General features: G+C 39.4%; 18 protein-coding genes and 1 pseudogene. 6 read left to right on the forward strand and 13 right to left on the reverse strand.

The genetic code is table 11. The features are described from left to right. Positions 1–287: 287 nt before the first annotated feature. The 6 genes from N4G44_RS09540 to N4G44_RS09565 form a co-directional block, all read right to left on the reverse strand. Positions 288–794, reverse strand: a complete 507-nt coding sequence (locus tag N4G44_RS09540; RefSeq protein ID WP_474926287.1) for a pyridoxamine 5'-phosphate oxidase family protein — start codon at positions 792–794, stop codon at positions 288–290. Positions 795–1,083: 289 nt separating this feature from the next. Continuing rightward, complete coding sequence (locus N4G44_RS09545; RefSeq protein WP_474926290.1) at positions 1,084–1,440, reverse strand: rhodanese-like domain-containing protein; 357 nt, start codon at positions 1,438–1,440, stop codon at positions 1,084–1,086. Beyond that, on the reverse strand, positions 1,437–1,739 hold the full coding sequence (locus N4G44_RS09550; protein WP_474926293.1) for a DUF3817 domain-containing protein: 303 nt from the start codon (positions 1,737–1,739) through the stop codon (positions 1,437–1,439). Before N4G44_RS09550 ends, N4G44_RS09545 begins: the two co-directional genes overlap by 4 nt. A 2-nt stretch (positions 1,740–1,741) precedes the next feature. Beyond that, positions 1,742–1,915: a hypothetical protein gene (locus N4G44_RS09555; protein ID WP_474926295.1), complete on the reverse strand. Its 174-nt coding sequence runs from the start codon at positions 1,913–1,915 to the stop codon at positions 1,742–1,744. After that, on the reverse strand, positions 1,912–2,199 hold the full coding sequence (locus tag N4G44_RS09560; protein WP_474926297.1) for a hypothetical protein: 288 nt from the start codon (positions 2,197–2,199) through the stop codon (positions 1,912–1,914). The genes N4G44_RS09555 and N4G44_RS09560 overlap by 4 nt, the downstream gene beginning before the upstream one ends. A gap of 68 nt (positions 2,200–2,267) precedes the next feature. Next, positions 2,268–2,858, reverse strand: a complete 591-nt coding sequence (locus N4G44_RS09565) for a TetR/AcrR family transcriptional regulator (RefSeq protein ID WP_474926298.1) — start codon at positions 2,856–2,858, stop codon at positions 2,268–2,270. 172 nt (positions 2,859–3,030) lie between these two features. On the opposite strand from N4G44_RS09565, the gene N4G44_RS09570 reads away from it, so the two are divergent. Together N4G44_RS09570 and N4G44_RS09575 are read left to right on the forward strand one after the other, a co-directional pair. Then, on the forward strand, positions 3,031–3,486 hold the full coding sequence (locus N4G44_RS09570) for an MFS transporter (protein ID WP_474926299.1): 456 nt from the start codon (positions 3,031–3,033) through the stop codon (positions 3,484–3,486). Continuing rightward, the gene (locus N4G44_RS09575) at positions 3,456–4,220 is read left to right on the forward strand and encodes an MFS transporter (protein ID WP_474926302.1); all 765 of its coding nucleotides are present in this window, start codon (positions 3,456–3,458) and stop codon (positions 4,218–4,220) included. Before N4G44_RS09570 ends, N4G44_RS09575 begins: the two co-directional genes overlap by 31 nt. Positions 4,221–4,306: 86 nt before the next feature. On the opposite strand, the gene N4G44_RS09580 is transcribed toward N4G44_RS09575, so the two are convergent. The 5 genes from N4G44_RS09580 to N4G44_RS09600 form a co-directional block, all read right to left on the reverse strand. Beyond that, positions 4,307–4,534 carry a metallophosphoesterase family protein gene (locus N4G44_RS09580; RefSeq protein ID WP_474928356.1) on the reverse strand — a complete coding sequence of 76 codons (228 nt, stop codon included), beginning with the start codon at positions 4,532–4,534 and terminating at the stop codon, positions 4,307–4,309. Continuing rightward, complete coding sequence (locus N4G44_RS09585) at positions 4,465–4,950, reverse strand: metallophosphoesterase (protein ID WP_474926304.1); 486 nt, start codon at positions 4,948–4,950, stop codon at positions 4,465–4,467. Before N4G44_RS09585 ends, N4G44_RS09580 begins: the two co-directional genes overlap by 70 nt. Positions 4,951–5,093: 143 nt before the next feature. Next, positions 5,094–5,729 carry a hypothetical protein gene (locus N4G44_RS09590; protein WP_474926305.1) on the reverse strand — a complete coding sequence of 212 codons (636 nt, stop codon included), beginning with the start codon at positions 5,727–5,729 and terminating at the stop codon, positions 5,094–5,096. Beyond that, entirely contained in the window at positions 5,720–6,385 is a 666-nt protein-coding gene (locus N4G44_RS09595; RefSeq protein WP_474926308.1) for a hypothetical protein, read from the reverse strand. Before N4G44_RS09595 ends, N4G44_RS09590 begins: the two co-directional genes overlap by 10 nt. A gap of 38 nt (positions 6,386–6,423) precedes the next feature. Next, positions 6,424–7,263 (reverse strand): helicase-related protein, encoded by an 840-nt coding sequence (locus N4G44_RS09600; protein WP_474926309.1) that lies wholly within the window; start codon positions 7,261–7,263, stop codon positions 6,424–6,426. 84 nt (positions 7,264–7,347) lie between these two features. On the opposite strand from N4G44_RS09600, the gene N4G44_RS09605 reads away from it, so the two are divergent. Beyond that, on the forward strand, positions 7,348–7,503 hold the full coding sequence (locus N4G44_RS09605; protein WP_474926312.1) for a hypothetical protein: 156 nt from the start codon (positions 7,348–7,350) through the stop codon (positions 7,501–7,503). Between the two features lie 35 nt (positions 7,504–7,538). Here the strand turns inward: N4G44_RS09605 and N4G44_RS09610 are convergent. Continuing rightward, positions 7,539–9,118 (reverse strand): annotated as a pseudogene (locus tag N4G44_RS09610) (ATP-dependent DNA ligase). Then, complete coding sequence (locus tag N4G44_RS09615) at positions 9,115–10,137, reverse strand: ligase-associated DNA damage response exonuclease (protein ID WP_474926314.1); 1,023 nt, start codon at positions 10,135–10,137, stop codon at positions 9,115–9,117. The pseudogene N4G44_RS09610 and the gene N4G44_RS09615 overlap by 4 nt, the downstream one beginning before the upstream one ends. A gap of 177 nt (positions 10,138–10,314) precedes the next feature. Between N4G44_RS09615 and N4G44_RS09620 the strand changes: the two genes are divergently transcribed. The 3 genes from N4G44_RS09620 to N4G44_RS09630 all read left to right on the forward strand — a co-directional run bounded on the left by N4G44_RS09620 (position 10,315) and on the right by N4G44_RS09630 (position 12,443). After that, positions 10,315–10,734 (forward strand): TetR/AcrR family transcriptional regulator, encoded by a 420-nt coding sequence (locus N4G44_RS09620; RefSeq protein WP_474926317.1) that lies wholly within the window; start codon positions 10,315–10,317, stop codon positions 10,732–10,734. Between the two features lie 133 nt (positions 10,735–10,867). Further along, the gene (locus N4G44_RS09625) at positions 10,868–11,401 is read left to right on the forward strand and encodes a DUF4442 domain-containing protein (RefSeq protein WP_474926319.1); all 534 of its coding nucleotides are present in this window, start codon (positions 10,868–10,870) and stop codon (positions 11,399–11,401) included. A 250-nt stretch (positions 11,402–11,651) separates the two neighbouring features. Then, entirely contained in the window at positions 11,652–12,443 is a 792-nt protein-coding gene (locus N4G44_RS09630; RefSeq protein ID WP_474926321.1) for an SDR family oxidoreductase, read from the forward strand. Positions 12,444–12,445: the final 2 nt, after the last annotated feature.

Raw genomic sequence — 12,445 nt, forward strand, 5'->3', positions numbered from 1 at the left:
AACCGTAAAATGTTTACACTTAAGTTTTTTTAGAGCCAGGCTTTATGTATAATAAGTACACTTAAGTTTTGTGAAGATCTTTGATTTTCATCTTATGTGAACTTTTCTTCGGAATCATTTTAAACTTACTTAGGTGAACTAAAGTGTTTTTAAATGAAAACTTTGTGACTTTTTAGGTTTTGTAAAGTTTAAACAATTTTAAGATTAAAAAAACTACTGGCAGCCCAATTTTGAGCTGCCAGTAGTTTTTATTGTAAAAGCCTGAAATTCCAGGCTGCTTTCATCTTTTAAATAACGGCATTGCCTTCCACACCGTCAGAATTATTTGTTTTAATTCCGGTAATGGCGGCCGTTACAAAGCTGAACAGACTAACAAGTTTTCCTGCTTTTGTATCCCAGTAATAGGTTTCCTTAGGCTCTACGCGGATAATCGTAACGTCAGGATCATCTTTTCCGTCAAACCAGGCTTTAGCCATAGGCGACCATTTATCTTCAATGGTGGCTTTGTCTTTATAAACAGATGCTTCACCATATACAGAAAGGTATTGGGAATCACTGTTGTTCATAAAGAAGAGCTGTACTCTGCGGTCTTCCTTTATTTCAAAGTTTTTATTGCTCGTTCCGCTGCTGATAAACCATAAATTTCCGCTGTCATCCGTTTCCTGAAGGGTCATAGGGCGGGAATTTACAGGTATGGTTTCAAGTTCTGTACAGAACATGCATATTCTTGCCTTTTCCGACAGTTCTTTGATCTTTTTAATGGCCTCAAGATGGGTTAAGTTTTGTGTTGACATAATAATATATTTTAGTGGTTGGTATTGAAAACTGGGTAAAACTGATAGTCCGGGAACTGAAATATCAATTATTTTTATCCGTTAAATATTCAAATACCTGACCAAACATTATTTTAATGTGGTATTGTTGATTAATTTTTTTCTATCAGTTTATAAAATACAGATATCATATTCTAAGCATGCAAATCAAACTGCTTAAGCATTCATCTTTATCCCAAATGCCTCATCATCCGGAGCAGAAAGTAGCGTGGATGAAAGATGACAAAAAATAAAACAGGTTTTTATAAAACTATTTATTGATTATTTCCTGAAGATCACTCCAGGCACCGCCATTATGCACATGCCTAAAGCCTCTTTCCTTTAAGATCTTTTCAGCTTTTACACTCCGTAAGCCATGGGAACAGACCGTGATATAAGTTTTATCCCGGTCAAGTTCCGTGTACCTTTCCCTGATGGTTCCCAAGGAAATATTAACAGAACCTTCAATATGTCCCGTTTCAAACTCTTTCTCAGTTCTCACGTCCAGAATAATTGCTCCTTTCCGGATTAATGAATCAAGGCCTTGATCTAACGTCTGGTATCTGTACACCCTGTAAATGATATAGACCGTAAGAATAATTCCACCAAAAATCAGCACATTTCTCATAGTTTGCTTAGGATTTTATGGTCAATATAAAAGGTTCCGAAAGGGATAAAACACGCCAGAATAACTTTCCAGGTAGTTTCCCGGAATTTCCACTGCTGTTCAACACCAACGCTTAAAGTATTAAACAGGAAAAGCAGGAACAGGCTTCCGTGAACCGGTCCCATTAGTCTCACAAAAGAAGGGTTTCCGAGCCAGTATTTTACAGGAACAGCAATAAATACAAGGATAAGCAGGGATATTCCTTCCAGAATGGCAAGAATTCTCAGGCGTCCGGTTTTTGTTTTTAATAAATATATCATAATTATCTGAAATAAGGTCTGTTAGCAAGAGGGGAGAAAGGCCACGGGATTGCTATAAAAATAACGGCCAAAGCAAGGATATACCAGATCAGCATTGTTCTGAATTTCTCCCGGTCCGTTTCTTTTCTTTTGGCTAAGGCGGAGCCTACAGTGATCAGTACAATGGCAGTGATCATAAGAGCAATATGAATAACGCCGAAAAAAGAATATCCAAAGAACCTTTGGCCTCATTGACATTTTTCCAGAAGTATTTCACTATAGGGCTTTTCGAGTAGAGTATAATTCCTAAAACCACTTGGACATGAGCAATGGTGGCTGTCCAGTGACGGACCAAATCGTCTCTTCCTGAAAACACCTTATGAAAATAATAGCCCCTGAAAGCAATCCATACGGAATAAAAAAGACTTAATAAAACTACCCATCGGAACAGAGAATGGAGGAATGTAAGCGTCTGGTACATGATGACTTTTTAGAACATTCCAAAGATATGACAAAAACATACTAATTAGTATGTTTTTTGATAAAAAATTATTGAAAGCTGTTAAAATAATTCTTAAGTCCTTTTAAATAAATAAGATACACTGATTTTGAGTTTTCCAGTTTCCCCAGATTTCTTACTCCCCAATAGCCGGACATCACAAAAACAGCAATTTCCTTTGCTTCCACATCTGCTTTCACGGTTCCGTTTTTTTTACCGGTTTTAATACATTGTATGATTGCATTTTCCCACTGGGCAGAAAGGTTGTTCAAAGCTTTTGTAAATTCTATATTCCAGGGAGCCATTTCCTGGGTGAAATTAGATGCGGGGCAACCGTATTCAACCTTCAGGAAATCATTTTCCATTAAAATTCCGTACATCAGCTGGTAAATGCTTTCTAGCGGATGGTCAGTGTTATTCAGAGGTTCAATAAAAGTGCTTTTGAAATTGTTGATCAGAAGTTCGTTAATAATAGCCAGTCCCATTTCATCCTTTGTTTTGAAATGGTAATAAAAAGCCCCTTTGGTTACTTGCGTAGTCGCAATGATCTCATCAACGCTCGTAGTCTGATATCCTTTTACATAGATCAGTTCAAAGGCTTTCTGAAGAATGTTCAATCGGGTGGCTTCTGATTTTTTCATTTGTTTAAGCTGGCTTTACTGCAAAGGAACGGAAATTTTAAAAAATACAACTATTATTATTCTGATAATAAACTAGAATTTAAATAATTTTTATAATACAATTATTCATCGGAAATTTGCATAGTCAATTCAACAAAATTACAACGCAATGAATAATCAAAAAGAAATACAGATGAATATAAATTCTGCTGTAAAAAGCAAAGGACTTCCGGCAGCATTATGGGCGTTAACCATAAGTGCATTTGGAATAGGAACTACAGAATTTGTGATCGTGGGACTTCTTCCTACGGTGGCCGGAGATCTTGGAATAAGCATCCCTTCAGCCGGGCTTCTGGTAAGCCTGTATGCCATCGGGGTAGCTATAGGGGCTCCGATACTGACGGCACTAACAGGTAAAATACCTCGTAAAACACTTTTAATTTCAATCATGATCCTGTTTGTTATCGGAAACGGGCTCGCGTCTATCGCTCCGGGATTTATCACTCTGGTCATGGCCAGAATCTTAACCGGGTTTGCGCATGGTGTTTACTTTTCCATTGGCTCTACTATTGCAGCATCGCTGGTTCCCGAAGAAAAAGGGCAACGGCTATCTCCATTATGTTTGCAGGTCTTACTCTTGCCATTGTAACCGGAGTGCCTCTCGGAACATTCATAGGACAGCATTTCGGCTGGAGGGCTACATTTATAGGCGTTTCTCTCCTTGGGATCATCGGATTACTGGCAAGTATGCTTCTGGTTCCCGGAAACCTTAAAAGTGATCAGACCGCTTCTTTAAAAAGCCTTCCCAAAGTGTTTGGAAACAGACGTATGATCTTCGCATTTTTAATGACAGCCATGGGATATGGAGGCACGTTTGTTGTTTTTACTTATCTGTCACCAATATTACAGCAGATCACAGGATTCCGGGAATCTACAGTGACATTTATTCTGCTCATTTACGGGATTGCCATTGCTTTAGGAAATCTTCTGGGCGGAAAAACAGCGAATAAAAATCCTTTGAAAGCACTTCTGTGGATGTTTGCAGCGCAAGGAATTGTATTGTTTGCCTTTTATTTCACCTCAGGCAATCAGGTATTAAGCATTATCACCTTATTCCTTCTGGGAGGTTTGTCCTTTGCCAGTGTGCCGGGACTTCAGCTTCTGGTGGTACAGATTGCGGAAAAAGAACTTCCGGGAACTGAAGATGTAGCATCAGGAATCAATATTGCAGCGTTTAATATAGGAATTGCTATAGGATCTTATACCGGCGGAATTGTGGTAACATCTTCCTTAGGTTTAGCAAGTACACCGTGGATCGGAGCTTTGTTCCTTTTGGCGACTGTACTGATTACTTTATACAGCATCCGTCTAAGTAAAAATTAAAAATAGTTTTCACTTTAGTATATTGATGTTCAAGGACTGTCTTTTTAATGGCGGTCCTTTTTATTCTAAATTAAAACTGATACGGCTTATATTTCATGAATCTCAGAATCTGTAAAAACATAGAATTTCCCACCTTTAGGAATGTTTTTGGTATCCAGACCGGTAAATTCACTGAACGCGGGAAGCAGCAGCTGATCTTTGGTCTGAACAAAACATGGCAGCCTGATATTTTTTACCGCAGAATTCAGGACAACACCGGGATGAATATGCCCGGTAATCTGAAATTCGGAAAGGTTTTTATCAAAATCATGCACAAAAGTAAAGCCGTCAATGGTAAGAGATTCAGATTTAAAATTGAGGCACAGTTTTTTTCCAATGCTGCTGATAAACGGTCATGGTTGCCTTTAATAAGGCAAAACTGGAGGTCCGGATACTGATTTCTCCAGCTGCAGAATTCATCCACATCAGAATTATCCCCTGCATGAAGCAGATCCCCAACCACGATAAATTTTTCGGGCTGAAAATATTCAATAAGTACCGAAAGCCTTTCCAGGTCACTTTTCATGATATGATTGGCGAGTGCAATTCCGTTTTTCCGGAAATGAGCAGTTTTTCCTATATGAAGATCGGATAAAATCAAGGCTTTCTCTTTTTTCCAAAAGGCCGCACGCTGATTGGTTAGGGTGAAAATTTCGCTGTTGAGGGTGATATTTTTAGTAGCAATATTCAATTTTTGTAATGTGGTTTTTATTTTACTTGTTTAACTACCCCGTCTTTTTGCTTTGCAAAAATCCACCCCTTCAGAGAAGGGGAATGGGATCGAGATAAATTGGTTGGAATATACTTCCAGTTTGAAAGCAGAGAGTAAAATTCTCAGCTATTTTTCCTTGCCTGTTCTACCATTTTCCTGATTCTTGTATCCAGGCTTTCACTTGAAAGGGTTTGCCTTAAGCTGTCTACCTTGATCGGAAAACTCAGGGGTGTAAAGGTATGGGAATATTTTAAAATGATTTTTGATTTTTCTATCCTTTTGAACGCTTCTACAAGGCGCTGTTCCTGAAGTTGCATATTGAAAACTTCGGTATAAGCCTGTCTGACAAGGAAATGATTGGGATCATAATCTTCCAGTACTTTAAAAATAAGGCCTGCAGAACTTTGAAGAGATTTGTTGGAACGTTGTTTTCCTGCATAATTCTGGATGACCATTCCTGAAATTACTGCAATATCCCGGAATTTTCTCCGTGCCATTTCTGCCGAATTGATGCTGGCTATCACATCATTCATCAGATTTTCCCGGGTCAGAATTTTATCCAGATTATCTTCGTTTAAGGGAATTTCCTTGTCACTGAACAGTTCAAAACCATAATCGTTCATGGCCATCGAAAAGGAAATCGGAGCCAGCTTTGAGACGCGGTAAGCAATCAGTGCAGCCATTACTTCATGTACCAGCCTGCCTTCAAACGGGTACATGAAAAGGTGATAGCCTTCACGGTTTTTGATCAGCTCCACAAGAAATTCATCCTCTTTAGGAATATGGGAATTTTTTCCTGGCTGGCTAATAGCGGATGTAAAAATTTAAGCTCTTTTTCTGAAGCTTTCGGATTTAAGGCATGGGAGAGTTTTTCTCTTAAAAAATGGCCTAAATTTGAACTTAACGGCAGCCTTCCGCCCAGATAGCTTGGAGCCATTGCTTTTCCTTTCGCGGCCCGGACATACACGGTCATATCTTTGATCATGGCTACTTCGAGAGTTCGTCCGGCCAGAATGAATTTTTCTTCTTTTTTTAATTTTGAAATAAAATATTCTTCCACCATCCCGATATAGCCGCCGGAGATAAACTTCACTTTCAGCATGGCATCGCTCACAATAACTCCCATATTCATGCGGTGAAGCATGGCGATTTTCCTTGATGTTACTTTATAAAGACCATCTTCCATAATGACGATCTTGTGGAATTCCTCGTAGCTTTTTAAAACGCTTCCGCCAATGGTGAGGAAATCAAGGATACTTTTCCATTCTTCAACGGTCATTTCCTGAAAAGCAAATACTTTTTTAATCCTTTCGAATGTTTCTTCAGGGTAAAATCCGTCTCCCACAGCTAAAGTCATCAGAAACTGCACCAATACATCAAAGCATAAAACCTGAGGCTCACGGGGTTCTATCACTTTTTGTTTTACTGCTTCCTTGAGCGCTGCTACCTCGATCAGCTCGAGAGAATGGGTTGGGACACAGTAGATTTTAGAGGTTTCAAAAGGGAGTGCCCACTTCGTCCTGCGCGCTGAAGAAATCTGGCAACCCCTTTTGCCGAACCGATCTGAATAACGGTGTCTACAGGCTTAAAATCGATTCCGAGGTCCAAAGAGGAGGTTGATACCACGGCTTTGAGTTTTCCGGCACTTAAATTTTCTTCGATCCAGATCCGGAGATGGGCATCAATAGAGCTGTGATGAATGGCAATCTGACCTGCAAAATCCGGATAAGCATCCAACAGGAGCTGGTACCACATTTCGCTCTGGCTTCGTGTATTGGTAAAAACAATGGTGGATTTGGAATCCAGGATGATCGGGACTATTTTATCGGCTAATTTGGCACCTAAATGCCCGGCCCAGGGAAGTATTTCGAGCTCATCCGGAATAACCGGAAGAATATCTATTTTTTTATGTTCCTTGGCCGTTATTTTTGTTTTTTTAATGTCGTAAGGAATTAAGACATCCATGGCTTCATCCAGGTTTCCAATGGTTGCTGTGATGCCCCATATTTTTATTTTAGGGACATATTTTCTCAATTGTGAAATAGCCAGCTCAACCATAACGCCACGTTTTGAACCCAGCAATTCATGCCATTCATCAACTGCGACGCATTTCAGGTTTTGAAAGAAGCGGTCATGATTTTTCTGTCCTAAGAGGAGGTGCAGACTTTCGGGAGTAACGACCAGAATTTCCGGCATATTGCGGACCTGCTGCTGTCTGACTTTTGGATCTGTGTCACCGTTTCGTACACCAACGGTCCAGTCGAGCCCGATTTCGTCCATGGCTTCCTGCATGGCTTTGGCAATGTCTTTGGATAAGGAGCGCAGGGAGTGATCCAGATCATTTTCAGCCCTTTTTTGTAATTTTCAGGATGGTTCATGAAATCTGAAATCAAAGCCAGGAAAACAGAAAATGTCTTTCCAAACCCGGTTGGTGCAACGACCATTCCGCTGTATCCGTTCCCGAATTTCTGCCATGTATCTACTTGGAATTTGAAAGGGAAATGCCTTTATCAGCCATCCATTGCTGAATGACCCTGAACCCGTCTGTATTTTCAAATGCTTTCAAATTATTGGATCAGTTTTTTTATTTCTTCGAGATCATCTATTTCCGCTACGGTTTTATCTTTACGCCACCTTACAATTCTTGGAAACCTTAAGGCAACACCGCTTTTATGCCTGCTGCTGAATCCTATACCTTCAAAGGCGATTTCGAAGACCAGCTCGGCTTTTACTGTACGGACAGGCCCGAACTTTTCAATGGCGTTCTTATTGACAAACTTGCTGACTTCCATGATTTCTTTATCGGTAAGTCCGGAATAGGCTTTTGCAATGGTGACAAGGGAATCCCCGTTTTTTACGGCAAATGTATAGTCTGTATAATAGGCGCTGCGTCTTCCGCTTCCTTTCTGGGCATAAATCAAAACAGCATCAATTGTCAGCGGGTTTACTTTCCATTTCCACCAGTCACCTTTTTTCCTGCCGGAATGATAGGGGGAATTTTTCTGTTTCAGCATTAAGCCTTCGCTGTTAATATCTCTTGATTCTTCTCTTATTGTATTGAGGTCATCCCATTTTTCAAAATCAATAACCTGAGAAAGCTTAATGTTTTGAGGAGCTTCATTCAGCAGTAATTCTTCAAGCATGGCCCGTCTGGCTGCCATAGATTTTTCACGGAGATCTGTTCCTTCAAGTTCCAGCAGGTCATAAACAAAAACTTCAATAGGAATATCTGCCAGCATTTTTTTAGTTAAAGTTTTTCTGTTTAATCTTTTCTGTAATTCATTAAAATTTAAAACATTAGAATCCTTTACCGCAAGTATCTCTCCATCCAGAACAAAGTTGCCTTTCATAGCCTGTACGGTCTCTTTTATTTCCGGGAACTGGTCTGTGATGAGTTCTTCACCTCTTGACCATATAAAGACTTCATCGTTTCTTCGGATAATCTGTCCACGGATTCCGTCCCATTTGTATTCTGTCTGCCAGTCTGCGGGATCTCCCAGTTCTTCAAGCTCTTTTTCCAACGGATAAGCCAGGCAGAAAGGATAGGGTTTTGAATTATCAGGATTAACGTTTTCTGCCGAAATCAGTTCCTGAAACGTAACTTCGCCAGGCATCCATTTACCCATCAGGCTATGCATAAGAGTGCTGGATTCCTGGGATGAAAATCTGGTCAGCGCATTGATGAGGGTTTTATCCGATACGCCTATGCGGAAGCTTCCTCCCAGTAATTTGTTGAATAACAGGCGTTCAGTATAATCCAGACCATTCCAGGATTTCAGAACAAATTCTTTTTTTCGGCTTCCGATTTGTCTTTTAAATTAACAATATCCACCATCCACTGGGAAAGCGTACGGTCAATTTTTTCTGAAGGAGGCGGAAGGATCAACGAAATGGTTTCCCCGAGATCTCCTACCGAAGAATAGCTTTCCTGAAACAGCCAGAACGGCAGCTGCGCAATTTCGAGCGCCCATTCTTTCATGTAATTGGTATTCACATTCCTTTTAGGCCTTTTACCGGTAAACAGAGCAATAAACCATACTTTATCTTCATCAGGAGCACGTTCCAGATAATCAATAATGGCATCTATCCTGGCATTGGTTTTATTGGTGGTTTCCAAGGCGTTGATCAAATCGGCAAAATGTTTCATGGTTCGGGGTTTTCAATGATTTCTTTTTCAGCTTCTTCCTCATCTTCTCCAAACTGGGTCTGTACCACATCTGCTTTAATGCCGATTTCATTTAAATATTTTGAAAAAATCTCGGTCTGGCCATGGGTAACATGTACCATTTCTGCTTCTGTAGCCTTTATAGCCTGCAACAGACCTTTCCAGTCGGCATGATCACTCATTGCAAATCCGGCATCGGCACTCCGCCATCTTCTTGCCCCGCGCACCTGCATCCAGCCGGAGCAGATTGCTGTTGCGGCATCCGGAATTTTCCTGATGATATTGCTGTCTAAAAGTGCCGGCGGAACAATGACGATCTCATGTCGGACTTCTTTTGGATTCTCTCTGAAATCGGCAATTTTATAGTCAGGAAGATCAATTCCTACAGATTCAAAGGCTTCATTAAGTTTTCCGATAGAATAGTGAACGTAAATTTTGCCCAAACCTTCCACCGCCTTCATAATACGCTGTGCTTTTCCTAAAGAATATCCTATGAATACAGATGTTTTTTCATTTTCTTGATTTTTGAGAACCCAGGTCTGGAGTTTTTTATTGAGATCGGGAACTTCCAGCCAGTTGTAAATGGGTAACCCAAAAGTGCTTTCTGTAACAAATTCATTGCATTTCACCAGTTCAAAAGGAGTGCTCAAACCGTCTTCCTGCACTTTATAATCGCCGGAAATAACAGTAACATATCCTTTATATTCTAATCTGATCTGGGCTGAACCAATAATATGTCCGGCAGGGTGCAGCGAAACTTTTACTCCGTTCATGATTATGGTTTCACCGTATTCAACACCCTGACATTCGATATCCGGGCCAATTCTCTGGTAAAGAATGGGTTTTGTATAATGATGGCAAAGGTATTTCTTCATTCCCCAGCGGGCATGGTCTGCATGGCCGTGTGTGATGACTGCCAGATCTACAGGCCTCCAGGGGTCAATATAAAATTTACCCTGAGGACAGTAAATGCCTTTTTTTGTAAATGTTATCAGTTTCAATGGAAAATATTTTGATTTTCTATAAAACGTTCTGTATTTATAGAAGCTTGGTTATGTTTTAGCCTTCAAAAATCTAACCAATCCTGAATTTTGTATGAAAATATTAAAGAGTTTGAAATTAAAATTTTAAAATCAATTTTATTTTGTACTTTTATCTACCTACTAATAGATAGATATATGAATACGAAAGATAAAATTATTGAAACCGGAAATAAGCTGCTGACTGAAAGAGGCTATAATGCCTTTAGCTATGCGGATATAGCGAATAGCATTCATATAAAAACATCTTCCATTCATTACCATTTTCCCTCCAAAGCAGACCTTTGTCTGGCTATTATTGAGCTTCACCGTCACCGGATTCTGAGTTTGAAAGATTCCCAGAATACATTCTCGGCAACAGAAAAATTGCAAAAACTTTTTAATTATTACCTTTTTCTTATTGATAAACAGCAAATCTGCCTTACCGGAACTTTAGCCTCTGATTACCATTCACTGGATGAAAAAATCACAGAAAAACTAAAAGAGTTCAACGAAACTATTCTTTTCCATACAACAGTAATTCTGGAATCAGGAATTGAAAAAAAGAATTCCGTATGATTAAGAACTGCCGGTTAAAGGCTTTGGAACTTCTTTCTCTGCTGGTTGGGTTAGCACAAATAGGAAGATTATATACGAAAGAGGAAATTCAGCTTTTAATGGATGAAATTATTAATAATATAAAACTTTAAAAATGTCTTTTTATCAAAATCTAAGCAAATACGGAGCAAAGATTATCGGACTGCCGAAGCTCTTTAAATGGGCATTCAACATGTCTCCTATGTACCGCAGAAGCACGGCCAGAATACAGTCTGTATCCGAAGACTTATCGAAGATCTGCATCAAACTTCCGATCAGTTATAAGAACAAAAATTACATGGGAACCATTTTTGGCGGCAGTATGTTTTCTTCAGCAGATCCCATTCCAATGGTACAGTTGATCTATCTTACCAACCATCAATATGTCATCTGGGATAAATCTGCAGAAATCTATTTTAAACGTCCTGCTAATACTGATCTTCATGCAGAGTTTATTTACACTAAAGAAGAATTGAAGGAAATAGAAGAACGGATAAAAACCGAAAATGAAATTGTTATTGTAAAAACAACACAGCTTACAGATAAAAATAAAGAAACCCTTTACTGCGAGATAAAGAAAACCATCTATATTGCTGATAAAAATTTTTACAAACAAAAACGGGAATTAAAAAAGCAGAGGTCTGAATAGTAAACCTGCATTCATAGACTACACAAACATTAAGACACAAAAACCTACATTCCCTTACAATCAGTGACAAGCGTTACTGAACATCTCCCTACAAGCTTTAAGCTCAATTTTTTGCTCATGTTTTTTTTAATGATTTAAATAATACTGTGTAATCTTTATGGACTTTCCAGCAATAAAACATTGAACTTTTCAGCAATAAATATCCTTCTGAAATCTATGAACTTTGTCCTGTAACAATAAAGAAAACAAAATGAGCAAAACAATTTTAATTACAGGCGCAGCAAGCGGTTTTGGAAAAATAGCCGCATTTGATCTGGCTAAAAAAGGCCACAAAGTTATTGCAACAGCACAGGTATATCCGCAGATGAGCGATTTGATCAGGGAAGCAGGTGAACAGGGAATTGAACTTACGGTTGATAAACTGGATGTAACGAATTCACAGGACATCAATTATATCCTTAAAAAATATGATATTGATATTCTGATCAGCAATGCCGGTATTATGGAGGGCGGTCCTATTGCCGAGCAGCCACTGGAGCTTATCCGTTCCATGTTCGATGTGAATGTTTTTGGCGGATTGCAACTGGCACAGGGCTTTGTTAAAAAATTCATTGAACAGAAGAAGCCGGGCAAGATTGTATTCACGACGTCAATGGGAGGATTATGGACGGTTCCGTATGTAGCAGCGTATTGTGCCTCAAAACATGCTATGGAAGCTATTGCAGAAGGTTTAAAAACTGAACTGGCACCGTTCAATATTAAAATCGCAACGTGTAATCCGGGCGTTTTTGGAACAGGGTTTAATGACAGGGGAGTAGATTCTATTTTCCGTTGGTATAGTCCTGAAGTAAACTTTACTCCGGAATCTGCTTTTGATGGGGCAGCCGATTCTCTTGTCCACCAGCTGGATCCGAAGTCTATGGCAGAAGTAATTGTGAATGTGGCGCTGGATGATAATTCCAATTTCCGGAATGTACACCCTAAAGAAACAGAAGATTTTGTCAAGCAATTACAAGCGGATGCGTGGACTGCAAAAAGTTAAAC

The organism is Chryseobacterium sp. GTID13 (assembly GCF_056172655.1).